We start from the raw sequence: 20,133 nt of genomic DNA on the forward strand, positions 1-20,133 counted from the left end.
GCAACCAGATGAGGGCATGATGGCAGGTTCAGGAATTAGCCGACGTGAGGTGCTTGCAGGGATTGCAGCCGGTACGGCAGCAGGGATGTTCGGTTCGTTGAGCAGCGCCAGGGCGGCCGTTTCCGAAATGGTCTGGGCGACCTGGGATTCCAACGGCCATCCTGAATACCTTGCGGCCTTCGAAGCGCAGACCGGCGTCAAGATCAAGCTGTCTTATCTTTCTAGCGAGGACGCACAATTCGCGGCGCTGAAAACCGGCACCGCCTCCGACTGGGACATGATCAACCCGTCGCTGAATGGAAGCTGGCGCTACATCAAGGGGGGGCTGCTCAAAGAAATCGACATGGGCAAGATCCCCAACGCCGCCAAAATGTACGACGTTTTCAAGACCACGCCCAAGGTTCTCGACGCCTCGGGCAAGCAGTTCGCCGTTCCCTATCTCTGGGGCCTCAACCCGATCGTCTACCGCAAGGACAAGTTCGAGAGCGAGCCCGACTACACGACGTTGTTCAACGAGAAATACAAGGGCCAGCTTGCCATGCGCGACTATGCGCTGGAGTCCATCGGCATCGCCGGTCTGGTCGCCGGCGTACCGCGCGACAAGGTCTTCCTTATGGAAACCAAGGAACTGGCAGAAGCCAAAAAACTGTTGATCGCGCAAAAGCCGCTGCTGCGCACCTATTGGCAGACGATCGGCGATCTCACCAACCTGTTTGCCACGGGCGAGGTTTCCTGCGCGTTTTCATGGCGGGTTCCCTATGACGCACTGAAAGACAAGCTGGCGATGGGGATGGCCAAGCCGAAAGCCGGTATCATGGGATGGTGCGATTGCTTCGCCATGCCGGCAACACTATCTCCGGAAAAGACCGAAATCGGTTATAAGTTTGTCGATTATCTGCTTGGCGCAGACTTTGCGACTCAGATTGCCAAGATCGGCAACTACGCAACCACCTCGTCCATTATTCGCGACAAGCTGTCGAAGGAGGAGCAGGAAACGATCTTCGTCGACGACATGGATGTGATGAAATCTTTCATGTGGCCCGTCGCCCCGGAGAATTACTCGGAGTGGCTAAAGGTCTGGAATGAAGTCAAGGCAAGCTAATGAAGGTGAGTACGCCTGACATGATGTCCGATCCGACCAGATCGGGGCTTTTGCTGTCGGCCCGCGGCCTGACCAAGAATTATGGCAAGGAACGCGCGGTCGACAGTGTCGATCTCGATGTTCCGGAAAGGGCTTTCACGACGTTTCTCGGCCCTTCCGGTTGCGGCAAGACCACGATACTGCGCATGATTGCCGGCTTCGAGACACCGGACGCGGGATCGATCGTGCTTGACGGACGTTCGCTCTCCGGCGTTCCGCCGGAGCGCCGTCCGGTCAACACCGTGTTCCAGAGCTACGCGTTGTTCCCGCATCTGACCGTGTTCGGAAACGTCGCGTTCTCGCTGACACTGCGGCGCCACAGTAATGTCGATGTGGCGGCGCGCGTCAAAAGGGCGCTGGATGCCGTGCATATGGCGGAGTTCGGTGATCGTTATCCGCATCAGCTCTCGGGTGGCCAGCAACAGCGGGTCGCCGTAGCACGTGCGATCATAGCGGAGCCGCATCTGCTTCTGCTCGACGAACCACTGTCCGCATTGGACAAAAAAATGCGCGGGCATTTACAGATCGAACTGAAGGATTTGCAGCGGCGTCTCGGTATCGCCTTCGTCTACGTCACCCACGATCAGGACGAGGCATTTGCGTTGTCGGACATCGTCGTGATCATGAACAAGGGGCGCATCATTCAAAAGGCCGCCCCGCTGACGATCTATGCCCGTCCTGCCAACGCCTTTGTCGCTGACTTCATCGGCGCAGCGACACTCATTCCAGGTGAAATCGCAAACAATGGCGGGGTGTCCGGATCGGCTGCGATCGATACAGCCATCGGCATCGTGCAATGCCCGGCGGTTGAGGGATTGGTGAAAGGGGATAAGGCAGTGCTCGCCATTCGGCCGGAACATGTCCGTATTGGCGCGGATGGCCTGAACACGACGATCCGGCATGTCGTTTTCAAAGGAGATCGCTACCTTGTCGAGGCCGAGGTTAAGGGCGTCATCTTGCGGTTCATGGCGGATAGCCCGCCTGCGCCTGGAGCGGATGTTGGGCTTGTCGTCGATCGAGACCGTGCCTTCATCACGAGGATCGACTGATGGCCCTGGCGTTTCACCGGGCGCAGCTTGCTATGCCCGTCGCTTGTATACTGGTGCTGGGATGCATTCTCCCGCTTGCCCTGCTCGCGGTTTTCAGCGTCTTCGAGGTGGATCTCGATGCGTTCACGCTCGTTCCGGCCTTTTCGTCACATAGCTGGGCGCAGATGTTCACTAATCCGGTCTTCGCCTTTCTGGTCGGCAAGGCTGTTATCTCAGGTGCTGGAACGGCGGTACTGGCGGCTTTGATCGGATACCCGATCGCCGTTTCGATGACGCGCCTTCCCCTTCTATGGAAGGGGGTCGGCAGCATCGTCCTTTTGACACCGCTCTATACCGGCGAGATTGTCCGGATTTATGCCTGGCGGGTCGTTCTCGGCTCTGAAGGACTGGTCAACGCCGTTCTAAAATGGTTTGGCGTGATAGATGAGCCGTTGAAATTCCTGCTGTTTTCGCCGTTCACCACGCATCTTGTGCTTCTCTACAACAATTTGCCCTTCATGGTGCTGGCAATCTGGATCTCGGCGGAATTGATCGACGAACGTTTGATCGAAGCCGCACGGGATCTAGGGGCTCGCCCCATAGATGCGTTCTTCAAGGTCACTTTGCCTTTGACGACGCCTGGACTGGCTGTCGGCGTGTTTACGGTCTTTGCGCTCGCCGCCGGCGACATGATGACGCCGAGCCTTTTGGGCGGGACGTCGGGCGCGACTCCGATGGCCATGATTGACAACCTGTTCGGGACCGCCTTCGATTGGCCGCTGGCCTCCGCGCTATCCCTCAGCCTTCTTATCGTCCTGTTCGTCTTTGCCAGCGGATTTGTGATCTTCCTTCTTCGGTTCGATGGTGCGCGGGCGGTCTTTCGGCGGGGGGCACGATGAGCCGCTTGATGATCTTAACGCTCGGCCTTGCCGTGTGCTTCTTCTATCTGCCGATCGTGGTTCTCGGAATTTTTTCCTTCAACGCCGCAAGCACGATGGCCTTCCCCTTGAGCGGTTTCACCCTCTCCTGGTATGCCGATCTTTTCGGGAACGAAGCGTTTCTTGGCGGCTTCGTCACCAGTTTTCTGATCGCGCAGCCCGTCGGTCTGCTCGGCGCGCTGATCGGACTGATAGCGGCATTGGCCGTGACGTCGCCGCGCATGAAGTTCCGGGCCGCATTCGGCATCCTGGTCCTCGTGCCCTTTCTAGTGCCGAAGACGGTGCTGTCCATTGCGCAAGCCATGCTCATGAGCTGGGTGGGATTGGGACGTGGGGCAACGGCGCTCATACTGGCGCAGACTTTGGTCGTCATTCCTTTCACCACAACAATCCTTGCCGCCGTGATGATCCGGCTCGATCCGCGGCTTGAGGAAGCGGCACGGGATCTCGGCGCTACCCCGTGGCAAAGCTTCCGGCGCGTTCTGCTGCCACAGTTGAGTGTCGCGCTGAGTGCCGCCTATTCCATCGGGGTCATCCTGTCGCTGGCCGATCTGACCATCTCCATGTTCCTCGCCGGCCGCACGCAGCCGCTGTCGCTGATTGTCGCATCAGAATTCCGGCGCGAGCTCAAGCCCGACCTCAATGCAATGCAGGTTGCCGTCCTCGTGTTGACGGCCCTGATCGTCGCGCTGACCGAAATCAATCGCCGACGCCGCCTGCGCGGACGTATGGCTCGTGTACGAGATGACCCATGATGATTGCTCCAATCGACGCGCCGCGCATCACACTTGACGACCTGAAGCAGGAGGCGCTTGCCGATCTTACTGCGCTCGGCTACCCGAGCGCAGCATGGCTCAGCGACCTGCCGAGACCCGACGCGGCTGAAATCGCTGATGCGATCATTGTCGGCGGCGGCCAGTCCGGCGTCACGATCGCCGCAGCCTTGAAATGGGATGGGCTCCGGCATATCCGCGTCCTGGACAGCGGCGCACCAGGCGCCGAGGGACCATGGCTGACCTTTGCGCGCATGGAGGAGTTGCGCACCCCGAAGACACAGGTCGGCAACGAGTTCAATGTTATCAACCTGTCTGTCCGCCGCTGGTTCGAAACCCGCTACGGGCAACAAGCGTGGGCGGACCTGTCCCGCATTCCGCGAACGGACTGGAAGGCCTATCTCGACTGGTATGCCGACGTTTTCGAGATCGCCATCACCAATCATTGCGAGGTCCTAGATGTCGCCCCGGAGGGCGATCTGATCGCCGTCACGACCCGTCTCGGAGGCAGGATTGAAAAATCCCTGGCGCGAACCGTCGTGCTGGCTACCGGCTATGATGGCGCCGGCGCATGGCGGGTGCCGGCACTTGTATCCGAAGCCCTTGCACCCGAAAAGTTCGATCACACGAACGGGCCGGTCGATTTCGACGCGTTGAAGGGACTGCGCGTCGGCGTGCTCGGCCATGGTGCCTCTGCGTTCGACAATGCGATCAAGGCGCTGGAAGCCGGTGCTGCCTCCGTCGATCTCTGCTTCCGACGCGCGCGACTGCCGCGCACCAATCCCCACCGCGCGGTCGAAACACCCGGCATGATGACGCATTACCCTGACCTTTCCGAGACCACACGCTGGGATATTGCCCGGTTCTTTCGCAGTGCTGATCAGCCGCCACCGGTGCGCAGTTTCGAGACCGCGATGCGCCTTGAAAATTTCAAGCTTCGTCCCGCAACCCCTTGGCTGGAGGTCTCCCAGCAGGCCGATGCGATCCGTGTCACCACGCCTGAAGGTATTCTGGAGTTCGATCATCTGCTTCTTGCGACAGGCATGGATGTCGATCTCGCCGTCAGGCCTGAACTCAAGACCATTCATGACAAGGTCGCGCTTTGGGGCGAACGCTACACGCCGAAAGACGGCAGCGCGGATGCCCGGCTGGCAAGGTTTCCCTATCTCGATGGGTTCTATGGATTCATCCCGAAGGATCCGGATGAGACATGGGTCAGCCGGGTGTTTGCCTTCAACAGCAGCAGTTTCGTCAGTCACGGTCCGCACTCGACGTCGATCAGTGGGCACAAGTATGCCGTTCCACGGCTCGTGCGCGGAGTCCTGCGCCGTCTGCTGCTCGATCGGGAAGCGGTCATCCTGCCGGAACTCGAGGCCTATGTCTCTCCGGATCTGCCGATCCCGGACGATTTCGAAACGGTCGTGGCCGAGGCCAACCGGCAATCGGCAAGATCGCCCGAGACCAACAAGCCAACTATGCGGAGTGGCGCATGACGCATTCCTTTTACTGGGCCGATCACTCGACCGCCGATTTTGCGTCCCGCGATCTGAGTGAGACGGTCGTCATACTGCCGATTGCGGCTGTCGAGCAGCATGGACCCCATCTTCCCGTGCAGGTGGACGCCGCGATCAATGCCGCCATCCTCGATCGGATGGTACCGTTGCTCGACGCAAACGCGGACGTCCTCATCCTGCCGGCAATCAGTATCGGCAAATCGGATGAGCACCTCGCCTATCCAGGGACGTTGACCATATCGGCGCAAACCCTGCGGCTCGTCTGGCTCGATATCGCCAAAAGCGTGGAGCGAGCCGGCGTCCGAAAGATGATCCTGTTCAATTCGCATGGCGGACAGATCTCGCTGATGGAGATGACCTGCCGCGATATCCGTGTCGAACTCGACATGCTGGCGGTCGCCTGTTCCTGGTTCAGGATCACGCCGGTCGACGATCTGTTTTCGTCGGCGGAAATCGTTCACGGCATTCACGGCGGCGATATCGAAACCAGCATGATGCTGGCCATCGCGCCGGACTTGGTCGCCATGGACAAGGCCGAAGATTTCGTGCCGCTGACCGTCGACATCGAGAAGTGCGGCAGCCCGTTGACGGCTGAGGGCGCGGTCGGTTTCGGCTGGCAAGCGCAGGACCTCCATCCCGCGGGCGTCAGCGGAGATGCCGCCAATGCCGACGCCGTCAAAGGCGCGCAGCTGCTTGACCGGGCAGCAACCGGTTTGGTGCGCCTCATCGAGGCGACGCGCAATTTCGACATGAAGAGGCTCACCTCTGAAACACGCTTTTCGGCCATGAGATAACCATGCAGGCACTCCGCCCCGTCGAAACTCTTCGGATGCGCATGGCCGACGGCGTCCATCTGGCAGCTGACGTCTATCGTCCCGTCGGCCCGGAGCGCTATCCCGTCCTGGTGATGCGTCTGCCCTACGGGCGAAAGGTCGCCTCGACGGTCGTTCTGGCCCACCCCGCATGGTATGCGGCGCAGGGTTATGTCGTGCTGGTGCAGGATGTTCGTGGCCGTGGAGATTCTGAAGGGGTCTTCAGGATTCTCGAGGACGATGTCGCCGATGGCGCGCAGACATTGTCGCTGGCGGCCGATCTTGCCGGCGGCAACGGCATGGTGGCCAGCTATGGCTTCAGCTATCACGGCATGAACCAGTTCCTGGCCCTTGCCGGCGCTCGAAAATCCGGCGGAAAATTGCCCGACGCGATGGCGATCGCCATGGCGGCCTTCGATGTGCGCAACCACTGGGCCTTCGAGGGCGACGGATTCCGTCTGCAGTCCAACCAGATGTGGGCGTGCCAGATGGCCGTCGAAAATGCTCGGCTGGCCGGCGACCTCGATGCCGCCCATATGTTGCATGCTGCTTTGCCTTCTCTGCATTCCGGCGCGGTTTCGGCACGGTCGGACGTCTTGGAGCAGGCAGCGCGATACACGCATTATCATGACTGGCTCACTGATGATCCGTCCTATTGGCGGGCAAGGTCGCCGCAATCGCTGCTTGAGGGCGTGACGCTGGACGTTCCGGTCCTGCATGTCGGCGGATGGAACGACATTATGCTTGAGGGCACGTTCGCCGCCTTCGAGGCATTTTCCGCGGGGGGCAGTCTCCAGCGGCTTTCTATCGGACCATGGTCGCATATCCCTTGGGGACGACAGGTCGGGCCAGTGGATGCTGGAGCCGGTGCGGCAGACGGTATCGACCGCGAGATCGTCGCATTTTTCGACGAAGCTCTCAAAGGCCGCGACAATCCTTACCCGAAGGTCCGGCTTTACGATGTTGTTAAAAAGACATGGACCGGTTTCGAAAGCCTGCCGACGGCCGAGACTCTGGTGCTTCATCTCGCATCGGGCGGCCGGGCGGCGGCGACGAGCATCGATGGAACGCTTACGGAGAAGCCGGCACTTGCGAGCGCCGATTATCTCGTCCACGATCCATGGCGGCCGGCCCCGAGCGTCGGGCTGCATCTCGGCACGCCTCCGGATTTTGCCGACCGGGCAGCCATCGACGACAGGGCTGACGTGCTCGTCTATACCTCCGATCCGCTCGACCGGCCGCTCCTGCTGACCGGAGCCGCAAAAGTGAACCTCTTCGTCACCGCCGACAGGCCGAGTTTCGACGTGGATTGCACCTTGAGCGCGCTTGCCCCTGACGGGCCCGCCATCAGCGTAACGTCGGGGCATAAGACCGTAAAGATGCACGGCGACGGATCGGCGGTTCTCGTCACGCTGCGGCCCATGCATGTTACGGTGCCGGCAGGGTATTGCCTGCGTCTGTCCATACAGGCGGCATCGTTCCCTGCCTTCCCCGTCAATCCGGGCACCGGAGCGCGTCCCCAGGACTCAGCCGTAACGGATCGGCTGGTCACGACCCTCGTACTCCGCTCAGGCGATGGCTACCACTCCACCCTGCGATTGCCCGTGATGCGGCAGGCCGATGCGAAAGACAGGCAATCCCATACCGTAGAGGAGAACCGACATGAGCATTGATCACGAAAGCCTTCTTAGATTGACCTTCGAGATTGCACACCGGGCGAAAGCGCATGGCAATATGCCTTTCGGCGCGCTTCTAGCCGGTCCCGGTGGTGAAATTCTTCTTGAGGAAGAGAACGGATATTTCCCCGACCTCGATGGAACAGCCCATGCAGAGCGTCTGTTGGCGACGCGTGCATCGAAGCTCTATCGCGAGCCGTTTCTGGCGGAGTGTACCATGTACAGCTCGGCGGAACCCTGCGCCATGTGCGCCGGCGCTATTTACTGGGTCGGTATCGGCCGGGTCGTCTACGGCCTTTCCGAACATCGGCTGAAGGCCATGACAGGAGATCACCCGGACAACCCGACAATGGATCTACCATGCCGCGATGTCTTTGCAGCCGGCCAGAAAAGCATCGAGGTCATCGGGCCCTTGATCGAGACGGAAGCGGAAGCCGTTCACCGGGACGCCTGGCAATCAACGGTGTGAATACAAGCGGGCACTCCGCTTTCAACAAGGTCAGGCATGAGACGCCGGTTTCAAGGAGGAGTTTATATCCATGGTCCCCAAAGAAAGCACTTCGGACGAACTGGAGACGTTGCTGGCCGGCATGCCGGCATGGGGTTCTGAATTTTCGCGTACATTCGCCAATCATGCGCCGATGGTCCTCGTCGCTTTGGACCGGATCGGCGGCGGGCCGGCTCAGCTGCGGCGGTTCTTCCATCACTACAGAGACGCAAAGCAGCTTCTGCCCTTCGCCCAGCCGTTGAAGCGCCTGGATGGCAAAAGCTGGAAAGCCGCCATCGGAATGCGCGAGCGCGAACCCGATCTGCGCGTCTTTTTTGCCGACGAGGTGACCCGGCTCGGAATACACGGGGCTTTGGAGCTTTATCTTCCCGATCTTGCCGACGGCGTCGCCGCCAGCGCCTTTCACGCGCTGATGCGATCAGCCTATGGCGTGCTTCGCGCCGACGAGACCGATGTCGCCATTGCGCTCGCCTACTGGGCCGCCACCTATCTGCCGCTTCCGGAAGCGCAGGGAACGTCCCCGATCACGCGCGACCCAGCGGAAGTCCTGGCCCTGACAGCTGCGATCAAGCCATTGCATGGCATGGAACTTCACGACCTTCTCTGGCAAAACATTCGCGACGCCGGAAGCGTGCCCGAATTCGCGCCCGTCGTCGATTGGCTCGACATCGGGCCGGATACGATGGAAAAAATGGCGGCGACGGCGCTCGCCATATTTGCCGCAACCCAGCATTTCGCGGCCTTGCACATCATCACCGGGCTGCACTGGATCCGTCTCCTTGAGCCGCACTGCGATGAGGCGACCCTCCGTCGGATGATGCGGGTGTTCTGGCAGGGGATCGCTGCGCTGATGGGCGAGCTCGGGTTTCCCGAGATGCCGGACAGAGCGATCGTCGATCGCTGGCGTCATATCCATGTGCCGGACTGGCCCGAAATGCATGCGATCGCCGCGCAAAGCTACGACGAGCATGATATCAGTCTCGCCTTTTCCGCCAGCGAGGAAATGAAAGTCTATGGCGACCCGCTCTACCGTGTCGTAGTCGCCCGCCGCCTCGGACTAATCGGAGACTACACGAAATGAGCCCGGAAGAGCCGATGTCCGGCGACTGCATCATTGAAGCCGGAACCGTGCTGTGCGGCGTTTTGCCTGACGGCACCATGTCCATGCGCCATGATGTGGGCATCCGTGTCGCTGGCGGCATGATCGCGCAGATCGGGCCTCTTGCCGCCGTTGCCTACGGCAACGACCATCTCGCCCGCTTCGGATCTCCGGACATGATCGCCATGCCGGGACTGGTCAACAGCCACCACCATTTCGGGATCACGCCACTGATGCAGGGCGTACCCTTTGCCCCGTTGGAATTGTGGCTGCCGCAATTCCGGGCGATGCGCCAGATCGATGTCCGGCTGGATACGCTCTATTCCGCGATCGAGATGCTGGAAAGCGGAACGACGACGGTGCAGCATATAAACAGCGGACTTGCAGGCGCACCAGAGAACTGGACGGCCACGGCAAATGCTACGTTGGAGGCCTATAGCGAGATAGGCATGCGGGCCGGCTTTACATTCATGATCCGCGACCGCAACATTCTGACCTATGACGACGACGCCAAGGTGCTGGCCACCCTTCCGGATGCCGTCCGCAGCTGGATCGCGCCCAAACTCGACGCGTCGAACATTCCCATCGCAGAGCTGATGACATTTTACCGCGCGCTCAAAGAAAGCTGGTTCGACGCCCGGCCGGATCATGTCCGCATCAATCTCGCCCCTGCCAATCTGCACTGGTGTACGGACGAATGCCTGCGGACGATTTTCGAGACGGCCCGCGAAACCGATGCGCAGGTCCATATGCACCTTCTGGAAACCGAACGGCAATCACGCTTCGCCCACGATAATTTCGGCCACAGTGCCGTTCAGCATTTGAAGGCGCTCGAATGCCTCGGGCCAAACGTCACGCTCGGGCACGGCAACTGGATGAGCCGCGAGGATCTCGACATCATAGCCGATTGCGGCTGCAGCATGTGCCACAATGCCTCATCCGGCCTGCGGCTCGGCAGCGGCATCGCCCCTGTCAACGAAATGCGCCACCGCGGCATTCCGGTCGCGCTCGGGATAGACCAGTCGAACATAGCCGACGACCGCGACATGACGCTTGAAATGAAGCTGGTCTGGGCACTACACCGCGAGACAGGCCTATGGAACGACCGTCCTGGTGCTGGTGCCGTGCTGCAGATGGCGACCGAGCATGGCGCCAGAACCGTCGGCTTTGGCGGCTTTACGGGCCGGCTCGAACCAGGTCTTCAGGCCGATATCGTGCTCATGGATCGCCGCAAGATCGGAAGACCGCATGTAAACGCCCGCACGCCGGTGGTGGAGAGCGTCCTGCATCGCGGCGGACGGCATGCCGTCACCCAGGTGTTCGTTGGCGGTCGCCTGGTCGTCAATGACGGCAAAGTCATCACGATCGATCGTGAGGCAGTGCTGGCAGAAATCGCCGGACGGCTGGAACGACCAGAAACGCAAGGCGAGCGGCAAGCCTGGGATGCGATCGATGCCCTGCTTCCCCATATCGAGGCATACCACCGCAATTTCACGCCGGCGGCCGGTTATCTCCCCTATCGATATAACGCTATGGCGGAAGAGGAACAAGCTGGCTCCGGAACATCCAACTCCCGAGTGGCGTTAAGACAGCAAACGTTGGTTGGAGGATAGACATGTCTGAGCAAAAGTTGCGGCCGGGGCGATGTCACGTTGTCGTGTGTTTAATGGTTGCAAAATAAGTGGTTGGCATGACCACGCGTACTGTCAGCTATAAGAGACATCGTTTTCCACCGTCGATATCACCCATGCTGTTTGGCTCTATTTCATGTTTCCACTGAGCCGTAGCCGCGAGGTCGTTCGCTGCATTCCTCGCTCTGGCTGCCGTTCGCGTTTGGCTGCCATCATTCACCGGGGGGCCCAAAGCCATGACGCAACCGGAACCTCCCCAGCACGGACATCTTTGTAAGTCGAGCTAATCTTGCTCAGCACCATCTCGTCGTCCGTATCGACCTCGTAGAACGTGCTATCGACCGCTCGGATTATCACCCACGTTTTGTCTGATTGTGTGTGCGGCAAGCCGACGAACTCGCCCCAAATAACCTGTCGCGTATTCTCGGCCAACGCAGCTAAATCAGAGCCCGAAAGCTGGGCATTGTTTTGCGCCAATCCTTCAAGCCGTTCCCCGCCTTCACCTGTAGCCTCAAACCATTCGTGCCCAGGTGTAGACGACTTGACCGTCGAAACGATCCAGTTTGCTTCCAGAGACTTTGGAGCCAAAAGCCGCAGCAAGTCTCTGAGATCAAGAGCAAGGACCTCTTGCTTGAGATCGTAGATCCTAAGAGTTGTCATGACGTCCCCAAATCAAAGCTCGCATCGGCAGCAACACTTTGTCACCTAAGTAACCGCCCGTGTCGGCCTTCTGCTCTGAGTTTCCCAACGCCCGAACGTGACGCCTGAGGGCGGGATGTCCGTCTTAGCATTGGAGAGCTCAGAGACGCTTTTGGCTATCCTGCAAGGATTCCGGCCATCGCGATGAAGTGTGTGTCACTTTCCAAGGGTTCGGCCCAGACCTTGGCGTGCAATTGCCGTGGACTGTGTAGGTATTGATGCTTGCCTCCGTCATTCATCGGCTTTCGGGAGGTCTCAAGTGTCAGTCGAACGGCCGGAATAGGGCGCATAGCCGTCATCGAAAACATTCATCGCAAATCTCCGCATTGAAGGTCTTGAAAGGATGTGTACCGTTGGCCCAGCTAATTTCAGAAACAGAACCTCTGTTCTGATGCATGAATGACGAAGGGTTAGCCGCCTGGCAACGTGAACAACTGACCAAGACCGGGCATTGGCTGACTGTAACCGGCCAGCCGGAGCATGTGCCAGGCGAGCGCATGATTGCTGGATGTTACCGGCTTGCCAAGCTTCGCCTCCACCTGCTCAACGATACGTGCAACCCGCATGCTGGTGCAGGAAACGAAAACAGCATCGCATTCATCCGAGCTTCCCAGCTCGAGAATAGCGCGCTCGATCGAAACCGGCGTGATTCGGGCCACACGATTGTCATCCGGCTCATGGAAGGAGCCCATGACCGGGATATCCATGCCCCTCGCCATCAGCGAGGCGCGCAGGGAGTGGTTAATCTCCGGCATGTAGGGTGTAAGCAGCGCCATGCGCCGGGCGCCGAGCGCCTCCATCGCGGCGCGGACGGCGGTGACCGGATTGGTCACCTTCACGCTTGGCAGAACCTCGTGGACACGCTCGGCGATGCGATCCTCGCCGATGACGAGGGAGCCGGACGTGCAGGCAAATCCGATAACGTCGAATGCCACATCCGGAAGCAAGCCGACCGTGCCGGGGATCTCGTCCGACATTTTCATCAGGTTTGCCGGCGTGATCTCGACATCGCTGTAGAGCCGCGCCTCGTAGAGCGCCACGTCCGACGACGGCAGCGCGAAGCGGAACTCGTCCTCGATCGTCTGGTCCGTTCGAAGCACCAGCAGGCCGAGATTGGCAAGCGTGCCGATGCCGTTATCGATGTCGAAGGATAGACCTTCCCTGTTGACGAGAAGCGGGGTCGTGTCATGCAGTGAATGGATCGTCATGGTCATGTCTCCGGTATGCGTGAGAAGAGAATTAGTGGCTGTCGCCGCCGAGATAGAGCGAGCGCATTGCCGGATCGGCGAGAAGATCGCTGGCTGCACCTTCCATCGCCACGCTGCCGAGCGACAGGACATAGGCGGTGTCGGACACATGCAGCGCCTCGAAAGCGTTTTGCTCGACCATCAGGATCGAAGGACCGTCCCGACGACGGACGTCCGAGATCGCCTCGAAGACATCGTGCATCATCCGCGGAGAAAGGCCGGCCGAAGGTTCGTCGAGAAGAAGGATTGACGGTTCCGAAATCAGCGCCCGCGCCAGCGAGAGAAGCTGTCTTTCACCGCCCGACAGAGCGGATGCACGTCTGTTCTTCTTCGAGGCTAGGCTAGGATATTGGTCAAGAAGCGCATCGAACCGGCGCTCGCGGTCTCGTCGCTCCATCAGCCGGCCGCCGAGCAGGATGTTTTCCGCCACCGTCATGGTGGCGAAGACATTGTCCGTCTGTGGCACGAAACCGACCCGGTGGTGGCGCACCTTGCTGTAGGTCGGCACGTCGGTGACGGCCTCGCCGGACATGCGGATATTGCCTGCCCGCGGCCGGACGAAACCTGCGATGCACTTCAGAAGCGTCGATTTTCCGCAGCCGTTAGGCCCCAGAATGGTGACGATCCTGCCAGGCTCCGCCTTCAATGAAATGCCGTTGAGAATATCCGGCCCATCGCCGTAACCGGCCCTCACATTGGTGACTTCGATCATGCCATCGCCCTCTTCTGTCTGGCATTGCCGAGATAGGCTTCGACGACCTGTTCGTTGGATGTGAGTTCCGACGGCCTGCAATCGGCAATCACCGCACCGCGATCCATCACCACGCAGCGGCTGCAGAGTTCGCGGATGAAATGCATGTCGTGTTCGACGATCAGCAGCGTGATGCGGGCGGCATTGATGCGCCTCAGAAGCCCGATCATGTGCTGGCGCAGATTGGGATGGACGCCGGCGGTCGGCTCGTCGAGGCAGATCATCTCGGGAGACGCCCGCAAGGCCAGCGCGATCGACAGAAGCTTCTTCTGCCCGCCGGACAACGAGGCCGCCGGGAGATGGCGAACATGCGACAGCGCCAGGTCGTCCAGCAGTGCGTCAACCTCCGCCCTGTCGTCTACCTCCCGCCGGAACAAGCTCCGGAACCCGGCCCGCCGTGCCGCTGCCCCATAGAGCAGTTCGGCAACCGTCATCCTGCGTGGCATGGAAGGCAGCTGGAAGGTGCGCACCAGCCCCTTCCGCGCGATCCGGTCCATGCTGCGGCCGGTAATATCTTCGCCGTTGAAGACCACAGTTCCGGCATCGGGAGCAAATATCCCGGATACGAGATTGAGCAGGGTCGACTTGCCGCAGCCGTTCGGCCCGAGCAGCCCGACGACCTCTCCCTGCCCGATTCGGAAACCGACATTTGCCAGGACCTGATTGGCACCGAAGGATTTGGCCACACCTTCGAGCGTGAGTACCGGATCAGACATAGCGGCGCCCTCCCACACGTTCCGGCACGATGCCTGACTGCCGAAACAGAATGAAGGCGATCAACCCGCCGCCGGTCAGAAACAGCCGGCCGGCCGCGACATATTCGGTCGGCAGGCCGATCCAGTCCTTGACAAAAGGGATGAAGGCGAAGGCGAACTGCAGCAGAAAGGCACCGACGATGGCACCGGCATTGTTGCCGAGACCGCCGACCACGATCATCGCCCAGATCAGAAAGGTTTCCGAACTATCGATCTGCTCCGGCCCGACGAAACTGACGTAATGGGCAAACAGAAAACCAGATACCGCCGCCAGCACGCTGGATGCGGCCATCAACTGGCGCTTGAGGGCGATCGTATCGTAACCGAGCGAGGCGGCGAGCTGCGGTTCCTCTCGCATCATCCGGATCGACAGGCCATAACGGCCGCCGATCAGATGGCGGCATAACAACCCGGCGGCAACCACAAGCGCCAGAACAGTGACGAGGATGGCGATCTGCCGCGCCTGGCTGTCCAGACCTGGATAAAGCGGCGGGATGCCGCCGATACCCTGCGCACCACCGGTCAGCCAGTCCTCGTTGGTTGTGACGATGCGGATGACCTCTGCCAGCGCCAGTGTGACGATGCCCCAATAGTCCGCCTGGAGGTTGCGGCCGAAGCTTGCAAAAGCCCAGCCCAGCAGAGCGGCCGCGAACATCGCGAGAACGAAGCCGGAAATCGCACCAAAGTCAAAATGGAAGGCGATCGCCGCACCATAGGTGCCGCAGGCAAACAACGCGATCTGGCCGAAATTCATCAGGCCGCCGAAACCGGCCTGAAGGTTGAGGCTCAATGCGAGCAGTGCGTAAAAGCCGGACATGATAGTGACGTGGACTATGAAATCAGACACGCTTGACCTCGCTGACGAACAGACCGCGCGGGCGCCACAGAAGCGCTGCGACCAGAAGAAGGAAGGAGATCGCGCTGGCATAGGCGACAGGCAGGAAGGCGGCGACCTCTCCCATCAGCGGACCGAGATTGACGGCCGTCACGACCGTTTCCGCAGCTGAGATCAGCAGCGCGCCGGCAATGGCGCCGAACGGATTGCCGAGCCCGCCGAGAATGGCGGAGGCAAAGACCGGCAGCAGCAGGTCCATGCCGACCTGGATGTCGACTTCGCCCTTCAGCGCGATCGCAACGCCGCCGAGCGCCGCCATCACCCCGCTGATCAGAACGATGATGGTCTTCATCCGGCCGGTATCGATACCGGTGGCGTCGGCAAGCACTTCATTTGTCGATGTCGCGCGGATGCAGCGCCCAAGATCGGTGCGGAAATAGAGAAACGCGAAGACCCCAATCGCGGCCGCAACGATGGCGAAGCCGAGAAGCTGCGGTTCGGTGATGCGGGCATCGAGGATGCGGATGGGACGCGAGACCGGCAGCGCAAATCGGCTGGGGTTGGGGCCGACGGTGACGAGGAAGGCGGCGGAGAAGACCATGCTGACCGCCAGCGATCCGATCATCGCCGTCGACGAACCGATCTTCAGCATCCGGTTGAACAGGAATTCGTTGAGAATGACCGCAAGCAAGCCTGTCAGGACGACGGCAAAGATGATCGCGACGCCGACCGGCACGCCTGCCTTCTGCAGCGCGATCGCCAGGACACCGCCGGTCGCGGCATACTGGACGAGCGCGATATTGGGAAACTTCATAAGCGAGTAGACGGCACTCATGCCGATCGCCACGAGCATGAGGTCGCAGGCGCGCATCAGCACGTCGACAAGAAATTGAAACATGATTTTCGTCCGGTTCAATCGGCAAAGATCGGAAGCGCCGGCATCCTATGGGTCTTCCCTCAGGACGCCGGCGCTGACGGTGCTTACTGGGTGGCGATGGCCTTGCCGCTTTCGATCTTCAGGCGAAGATAGGGCTGGGCGCTGCGCTGCCCGTCGGCATCCAATACGATCGGGCCGGTGGCGCCCTCGTAGCTCTTGCCGATTTCGGCAATCGCCGTTTCGATCTTCTGCGGATCGAGCGAGTTCGCCTTGTTGATGGCAGCGGCTACCAGCATGACGCCGTCATAGGCGAAGCCGTTGAAGGTCGAGGTGAAGCCGCCCTTGTATTTGGCCTCATAAGCCTTCTGGTAGTCGGCACCGTTGCCGCCGATATAGTTGAGATCCATGCCGATCTGGCCCTCGACATATTGCGGGTCGCTGTCGGCGGTGCACATGGTCAGATAGAGCCCGTACCATTTCTTGTCGTTGAGGCCGAGTTCGAAGCTTTCGCGATTGATGGTCGCCGATTCCTTGCCATAGGCGGTGTAGACATAGAGATCCGGCGCGCCGGCTCCGAGCTGCTGCAACTCCCGGCGATAGGTCGTCTGCCCTTCCGTATAAAGAACCGTCGAGGTGATGGCGCCGCCGAGCGCCTTGAACTTGGCGGCGAAGGCGTTGGCGATGCCCTGACCATAGGCATTGTTTGGGGCGATGACCGCAACCTTCCTGGCGCCGTCAGCAAAGACGTCCTGGGCGGCAAAAGTCCCGGAGACGTCATCGAGGCCGATGACACTGAAGGTGCCTTTGCCCAGCGTGCGGATCTGGGTGCTGGAACTGCCGATATTGATGTGCGCCCGGCCCTGCTGCAGCAGATATTGCGCAATCGGGATGGTGATGCCGGACGAGAACTCCCCGAGGATGGCGGGCACCTTGTCAACGGTGACGAGCTTCTTGGCCGCATCCAGCGCGGTTGCCGTGCGTCCGCCGGAATCCTCGGTGACGATTTTGAGCGGGTGACCGAGAACACCGCCGCCGGCATTGATCTTCTCCAGCGCAAGTTCCATGCCTCGCCGCTGGTCTTCTCCCTGCGTCGCACTGGAGCCGGAAAGCGGAAGGATTGCGCCGATAACCGCTTCCTGCGCATAGGCTGCCATGGACAGGCCCAGAACGAACACGCCACTCAACAAAATGCTCTTCATGTCACACCCCTCTTGTTTGAGATTTATTGTCGACAATAGAAACGACAATAAATTTTCCCGTCAAGATGCACCGCAACATTTTTTTGCCATGCATCAATAGACAATCCAGTTATTCCCCGGATTCATCCACTTCCGGGAGACGAAAAATCAATATTGACAGCGCGCACTCGGCATATTTATTGTCGACAATAATTTCGACAGAGAGGAAATGATCATGCATGCCTTGATCCTTGGCGGTGGCGTCGTCGGCATCACCACCGCCTATCAGCTGCTTCAGGACGGCCATGATGTGACGGTGCTGGAGCAGGAAAACCAGGTGGCGGAAAGCACCAGCTGGGGGAATGCCGGCATGATCGCACCCGGTCATTCTTTCGTCTGGTCGTCACCCGCCGCACCGAAGATCCTGTTGAAATCGCTTGTGCTGAAGAACCAGGCGCTGCGGTTCCGCCTCTCGGCCGATCCTCATCTCTACGGCTGGTCGTGGCGCTTCCTGATGCAATGCACGGCGCAAAAGGCGAGGTTGAACACGCTGCGCAAGCATCGCCTGGCAACCCATTCGCAGGCCGTCCTGCAGGATGTGGTGGCCCGCGAGGGGATCGCCTATGACCGCACCACGTCCGGCATCATTTATTTCCACCGCAACAAGGCGGCGCTCGACAACGGCGTGCGCAACATGCGGCTTCTGGAAGGTGACGGCCAGCAGATAAGCATCATCGATGCCAACGAAATCGTGCGTCGCGAGCCTGCATTGCTCGGCTCGCGCAACCTCATCGCCGGCGGCATTCTCTGCCCCACCGACGAGACCGGTAGTTCGTCCAAATTCACCAAGGCGCTGGCCGATATCGTCCGCAGCCGCGGCGGCCGCATCCTGACCGGCACCCGCATTCTCAAGCTGGAGCGCCGCGGCAACAGCGTTACCCGTGTCATGACCAACAAGGGCGAGTTCACCGCGGATAATTATGTGCTGAGCCTTGGCAGCGAAAGCCCATTGCTTGCCCGCACGATCGGGCTTTCGCTGCCCATCTACCCGATCAAGGGCTATTCCCTGACGATCCCGATCGCCGATCCCGACCTGGCGCCCAAAGTGCCGGTCCTCGACGAGCACAATCTAGTCGCGATCACCCCGATGGGCGATGCGATCCGCGTCACAGCAACGGCGGAGTTTGCCGGTTACGACCGGTCTCACAAGCCGTCCGATTTCGCCTTCATGATGGAGGTGACGCGATCGCTGTTCCCCAAGGGCATCGCCTATGATCGCGCCCATATGTGGGCGGGACTACGCCCCATGACGCCGGACAACCTTCCGGTGCTCGGCCGCCGGAACATCGACAACCTGTGGCTCAATACCGGGCATGGTCATATCGGCTGGACGATGTCGCACGGATCGGCGCGCATTATCGCCGACCTGATCGCGGGACGAAGCTCTCCTGTCGATCTGGACAGCATCTCTCGCGCCGCCTGACAGCAGCATCCCCATCAACCTACCGAAAAGGAAAAAACATGAACCAGATCACCCGATTTGGCGCAGGCCCCCGCATGTCGCAGGCCGTTGCTTACGGAAACCTCGTCTTTCTTGCAGGCCAGGTCGCCCTGCGTGCGCCCGGCGCCTCTATTGCCGAGCAGACGGCCGATATCCTCGCAAAAACCGACGAACTTCTGGCCGAAGCAGGCTCGGACAAGAGCAAGCTCATTTCCGCATCGATCTGGCTGACGGACATCGCGACATTCAACGAGATGAATGCGGTCTGGGACGCATGGGTGGCGCCCGGTAACGCCCCTGCACGCGCCTGCGTCGAATCTAAGCTTGCAGCCCCGCAATTTACCGTCGAGATTGCCGTTATCGCGGGCATATGAAGCGTTCCCGGTGCGGTCATCCTGGCATGGCCGCACCGGTTTCAATTGACAGGCTGCATGGCATCAGCGCAATTGTCCGACCGTCCTGTCGCCACAACCTCGAGGATCAAGACGTGTTGGCATCGAAACCTGCGAAGACCGGACCTCGTGTCTATGAGGAAATTCGCCGTATGGCGATGGAATACCGGTTCAAGCCGAACGAACGGATCAACGAACTGGAACTTGCGGCAAAGATGCAGGTCAGCCGCAGCCCGATCCGCGAAGCGCTGCAACGGCTCGTGACCGAAGGCTTGATCACGTTTCAGGTCAATCGTGGTTTCTTCTGCCGCGGCTTCGATGTCGAGGAAATCCTCAACCTGACCGATGTCCGCATTCTGCTGGAAGAGCGGGCGGTGCGACTGGCGTCGGAACATGCCTCGGATCTCGAATTGCGGGCGCTGTTCGACTGGTGGCAGAAGACCTCGGCCATGGCGGATGCCCTCTCCAGCGCGGACCTGACGGCCAAGGACGAGGAATTCCACATGCGTATCGCAAAGCTTTCAGGCAATCCCGAGCTTGCCAAGATGATCGAGGGCATCAACACCCGCATCCATTTCGTCCGGCAGATCGAAGTGGAAAAACATCGGCGTCTTTCAACCACCTATACCGAGCACAACAGGATTGCCGAAGCGATGCTGAAACGGGACGGGCAGACGGCGTCGCAGATCATGGGCGACCATATCCGGATCAGCGCCGCCGACGCCACGGAAACGATGAAGGAAGGTCTTGCCCGTATCTTCATGCGGGAAGCCTGAAC

Annotated in this window: 20 protein-coding genes; 13 read left to right on the forward strand and 7 right to left on the reverse strand. The window is 60.2% G+C overall.

The window, feature by feature from the left end; all coding sequences use genetic code 11:
- Positions 1-19 precede the first annotated feature (19 nt).
- From GA0061101_RS19910 to GA0061101_RS19955, 10 genes are all read left to right on the forward strand, one after another.
- Positions 20-1,102 (forward strand): ABC transporter substrate-binding protein, encoded by a 1,083-nt coding sequence (locus GA0061101_RS19910; RefSeq protein WP_245297507.1) that lies wholly within the window; start codon positions 20-22, stop codon positions 1,100-1,102.
- Complete coding sequence (locus tag GA0061101_RS19915; RefSeq protein WP_051964140.1) at positions 1,102-2,190, forward strand: ABC transporter ATP-binding protein; 1,089 nt, start codon at positions 1,102-1,104, stop codon at positions 2,188-2,190. The genes GA0061101_RS19910 and GA0061101_RS19915 overlap by 1 nt, the downstream gene beginning before the upstream one ends.
- Entirely contained in the window at positions 2,190-3,068 is an 879-nt protein-coding gene (locus tag GA0061101_RS19920) for an ABC transporter permease (protein WP_037200102.1), read from the forward strand. Before GA0061101_RS19915 ends, GA0061101_RS19920 begins: the two co-directional genes overlap by 1 nt.
- Entirely contained in the window at positions 3,065-3,862 is a 798-nt protein-coding gene (locus GA0061101_RS19925) for an ABC transporter permease (protein WP_037200103.1), read from the forward strand. Before GA0061101_RS19920 ends, GA0061101_RS19925 begins: the two co-directional genes overlap by 4 nt.
- The gene (locus GA0061101_RS19930; protein ID WP_037200105.1) at positions 3,859-5,373 is read left to right on the forward strand and encodes an NAD(P)-binding domain-containing protein; all 1,515 of its coding nucleotides are present in this window, start codon (positions 3,859-3,861) and stop codon (positions 5,371-5,373) included. Before GA0061101_RS19925 ends, GA0061101_RS19930 begins: the two co-directional genes overlap by 4 nt.
- Complete coding sequence (locus tag GA0061101_RS19935) at positions 5,370-6,188, forward strand: creatininase family protein (protein WP_037200106.1); 819 nt, start codon at positions 5,370-5,372, stop codon at positions 6,186-6,188. Before GA0061101_RS19930 ends, GA0061101_RS19935 begins: the two co-directional genes overlap by 4 nt.
- A 2-nt stretch (positions 6,189-6,190) precedes the next feature.
- A complete protein-coding gene (locus GA0061101_RS19940; RefSeq protein ID WP_037200107.1) occupies positions 6,191-7,879 on the forward strand; it encodes a CocE/NonD family hydrolase in 1,689 nt (562 codons plus the stop codon).
- Complete coding sequence (locus GA0061101_RS19945; protein WP_037200108.1) at positions 7,869-8,351, forward strand: nucleoside deaminase; 483 nt, start codon at positions 7,869-7,871, stop codon at positions 8,349-8,351. The genes GA0061101_RS19940 and GA0061101_RS19945 overlap by 11 nt, the downstream gene beginning before the upstream one ends.
- Before the next feature lie 70 nt (positions 8,352-8,421).
- A complete protein-coding gene (locus GA0061101_RS19950) occupies positions 8,422-9,471 on the forward strand; it encodes a questin oxidase family protein (RefSeq protein WP_037200109.1) in 1,050 nt (349 codons plus the stop codon).
- On the forward strand, positions 9,468-11,102 hold the full coding sequence (locus tag GA0061101_RS19955) for an amidohydrolase family protein (RefSeq protein WP_245297508.1): 1,635 nt from the start codon (positions 9,468-9,470) through the stop codon (positions 11,100-11,102). The genes GA0061101_RS19950 and GA0061101_RS19955 overlap by 4 nt, the downstream gene beginning before the upstream one ends.
- Before the next feature lie 234 nt (positions 11,103-11,336).
- Here GA0061101_RS19955 and GA0061101_RS19960 read toward each other — a convergent pair whose 3' ends face one another.
- From GA0061101_RS19960 to GA0061101_RS19995, 7 genes are all read right to left on the reverse strand, one after another.
- Positions 11,337-11,780, reverse strand: coding sequence for a hypothetical protein (locus tag GA0061101_RS19960; RefSeq protein WP_037200110.1), 444 nt, complete (start codon positions 11,778-11,780; stop codon positions 11,337-11,339).
- 449 nt (positions 11,781-12,229) lie between these two features.
- Positions 12,230-13,027, reverse strand: coding sequence for a maleate cis-trans isomerase family protein (locus GA0061101_RS19970; protein ID WP_037200114.1), 798 nt, complete (start codon positions 13,025-13,027; stop codon positions 12,230-12,232).
- Positions 13,028-13,058: 31 nt separating this feature from the next.
- A complete protein-coding gene (locus GA0061101_RS19975) occupies positions 13,059-13,778 on the reverse strand; it encodes an ABC transporter ATP-binding protein (protein WP_037200115.1) in 720 nt (239 codons plus the stop codon).
- Positions 13,775-14,533, reverse strand: coding sequence for an ABC transporter ATP-binding protein (locus tag GA0061101_RS19980; protein ID WP_037200116.1), 759 nt, complete (start codon positions 14,531-14,533; stop codon positions 13,775-13,777). The genes GA0061101_RS19975 and GA0061101_RS19980 overlap by 4 nt, the downstream gene beginning before the upstream one ends.
- Positions 14,526-15,419, reverse strand: coding sequence for a branched-chain amino acid ABC transporter permease (locus GA0061101_RS19985; RefSeq protein ID WP_037200117.1), 894 nt, complete (start codon positions 15,417-15,419; stop codon positions 14,526-14,528). The genes GA0061101_RS19980 and GA0061101_RS19985 overlap by 8 nt, the downstream gene beginning before the upstream one ends.
- Positions 15,412-16,305, reverse strand: a complete 894-nt coding sequence (locus GA0061101_RS19990; protein WP_037200119.1) for a branched-chain amino acid ABC transporter permease — start codon at positions 16,303-16,305, stop codon at positions 15,412-15,414. Before GA0061101_RS19990 ends, GA0061101_RS19985 begins: the two co-directional genes overlap by 8 nt.
- Positions 16,306-16,388: 83 nt before the next feature.
- Positions 16,389-17,483, reverse strand: coding sequence for an ABC transporter substrate-binding protein (locus tag GA0061101_RS19995; RefSeq protein ID WP_037200120.1), 1,095 nt, complete (start codon positions 17,481-17,483; stop codon positions 16,389-16,391).
- 214 nt (positions 17,484-17,697) lie between these two features.
- Here GA0061101_RS19995 and GA0061101_RS20000 point away from each other — a divergent pair, with 214 nt between their 5' ends.
- From GA0061101_RS20000 to GA0061101_RS20010, 3 genes are all read left to right on the forward strand, one after another.
- A complete protein-coding gene (locus GA0061101_RS20000; RefSeq protein WP_037200122.1) occupies positions 17,698-18,945 on the forward strand; it encodes a D-amino acid dehydrogenase in 1,248 nt (415 codons plus the stop codon).
- Between the two features lie 38 nt (positions 18,946-18,983).
- Positions 18,984-19,337 (forward strand): RidA family protein, encoded by a 354-nt coding sequence (locus GA0061101_RS20005; RefSeq protein WP_037200124.1) that lies wholly within the window; start codon positions 18,984-18,986, stop codon positions 19,335-19,337.
- A 113-nt stretch (positions 19,338-19,450) separates the two neighbouring features.
- On the forward strand, positions 19,451-20,131 hold the full coding sequence (locus GA0061101_RS20010; RefSeq protein ID WP_037200170.1) for a GntR family transcriptional regulator: 681 nt from the start codon (positions 19,451-19,453) through the stop codon (positions 20,129-20,131).
- Positions 20,132-20,133: the final 2 nt, after the last annotated feature.

It is taken from the genome of Martinezella lusitana (assembly GCF_900094565.1).
Taxonomy (GTDB): domain Bacteria; phylum Pseudomonadota; class Alphaproteobacteria; order Rhizobiales; family Rhizobiaceae; genus Rhizobium; species Rhizobium lusitanum.

Bases quoted from the DNA above. Each gene is read 5' to 3' on its own strand.
- GA0061101_RS19995 (WP_037200120.1), bottom strand. From the start codon at position 17,483: ATGAAGAGCATTTTGTTGAGTGGCGTGTTCGTTCTGGGCCTGTCCATG.
- GA0061101_RS19975 (WP_037200115.1), bottom strand. From the start codon at position 13,778: ATGATCGAAGTCACCAATGTGAGGGCCGGTTACGGCGATGGGCCGGAT.
- GA0061101_RS19980 (WP_037200116.1), bottom strand. From the start codon at position 14,533: ATGTCTGATCCGGTACTCACGCTCGAAGGTGTGGCCAAATCCTTCGGT.
- GA0061101_RS19930 (WP_037200105.1), top strand. From the start codon at position 3,859: ATGATGATTGCTCCAATCGACGCGCCGCGCATCACACTTGACGACCTG.
- GA0061101_RS20000 (WP_037200122.1), top strand. From the start codon at position 17,698: ATGCATGCCTTGATCCTTGGCGGTGGCGTCGTCGGCATCACCACCGCC.
- GA0061101_RS19960 (WP_037200110.1), bottom strand. From the start codon at position 11,780: ATGACAACTCTTAGGATCTACGATCTCAAGCAAGAGGTCCTTGCTCTT.
- GA0061101_RS19925 (WP_037200103.1), top strand. From the start codon at position 3,065: ATGAGCCGCTTGATGATCTTAACGCTCGGCCTTGCCGTGTGCTTCTTC.
- GA0061101_RS19990 (WP_037200119.1), bottom strand. From the start codon at position 16,305: ATGTTTCAATTTCTTGTCGACGTGCTGATGCGCGCCTGCGACCTCATG.
- GA0061101_RS19945 (WP_037200108.1), top strand. From the start codon at position 7,869: ATGAGCATTGATCACGAAAGCCTTCTTAGATTGACCTTCGAGATTGCA.
- GA0061101_RS19955 (WP_245297508.1), top strand. From the start codon at position 9,468: ATGAGCCCGGAAGAGCCGATGTCCGGCGACTGCATCATTGAAGCCGGA.
- GA0061101_RS19910 (WP_245297507.1), top strand. From the start codon at position 20: ATGGCAGGTTCAGGAATTAGCCGACGTGAGGTGCTTGCAGGGATTGCA.
- GA0061101_RS19970 (WP_037200114.1), bottom strand. From the start codon at position 13,027: ATGACGATCCATTCACTGCATGACACGACCCCGCTTCTCGTCAACAGG.
- GA0061101_RS19935 (WP_037200106.1), top strand. From the start codon at position 5,370: ATGACGCATTCCTTTTACTGGGCCGATCACTCGACCGCCGATTTTGCG.
- GA0061101_RS19950 (WP_037200109.1), top strand. From the start codon at position 8,422: ATGGTCCCCAAAGAAAGCACTTCGGACGAACTGGAGACGTTGCTGGCC.
- GA0061101_RS19940 (WP_037200107.1), top strand. From the start codon at position 6,191: ATGCAGGCACTCCGCCCCGTCGAAACTCTTCGGATGCGCATGGCCGAC.
- GA0061101_RS19920 (WP_037200102.1), top strand. From the start codon at position 2,190: ATGGCCCTGGCGTTTCACCGGGCGCAGCTTGCTATGCCCGTCGCTTGT.
- GA0061101_RS19915 (WP_051964140.1), top strand. From the start codon at position 1,102: ATGAAGGTGAGTACGCCTGACATGATGTCCGATCCGACCAGATCGGGG.
- GA0061101_RS20005 (WP_037200124.1), top strand. From the start codon at position 18,984: ATGAACCAGATCACCCGATTTGGCGCAGGCCCCCGCATGTCGCAGGCC.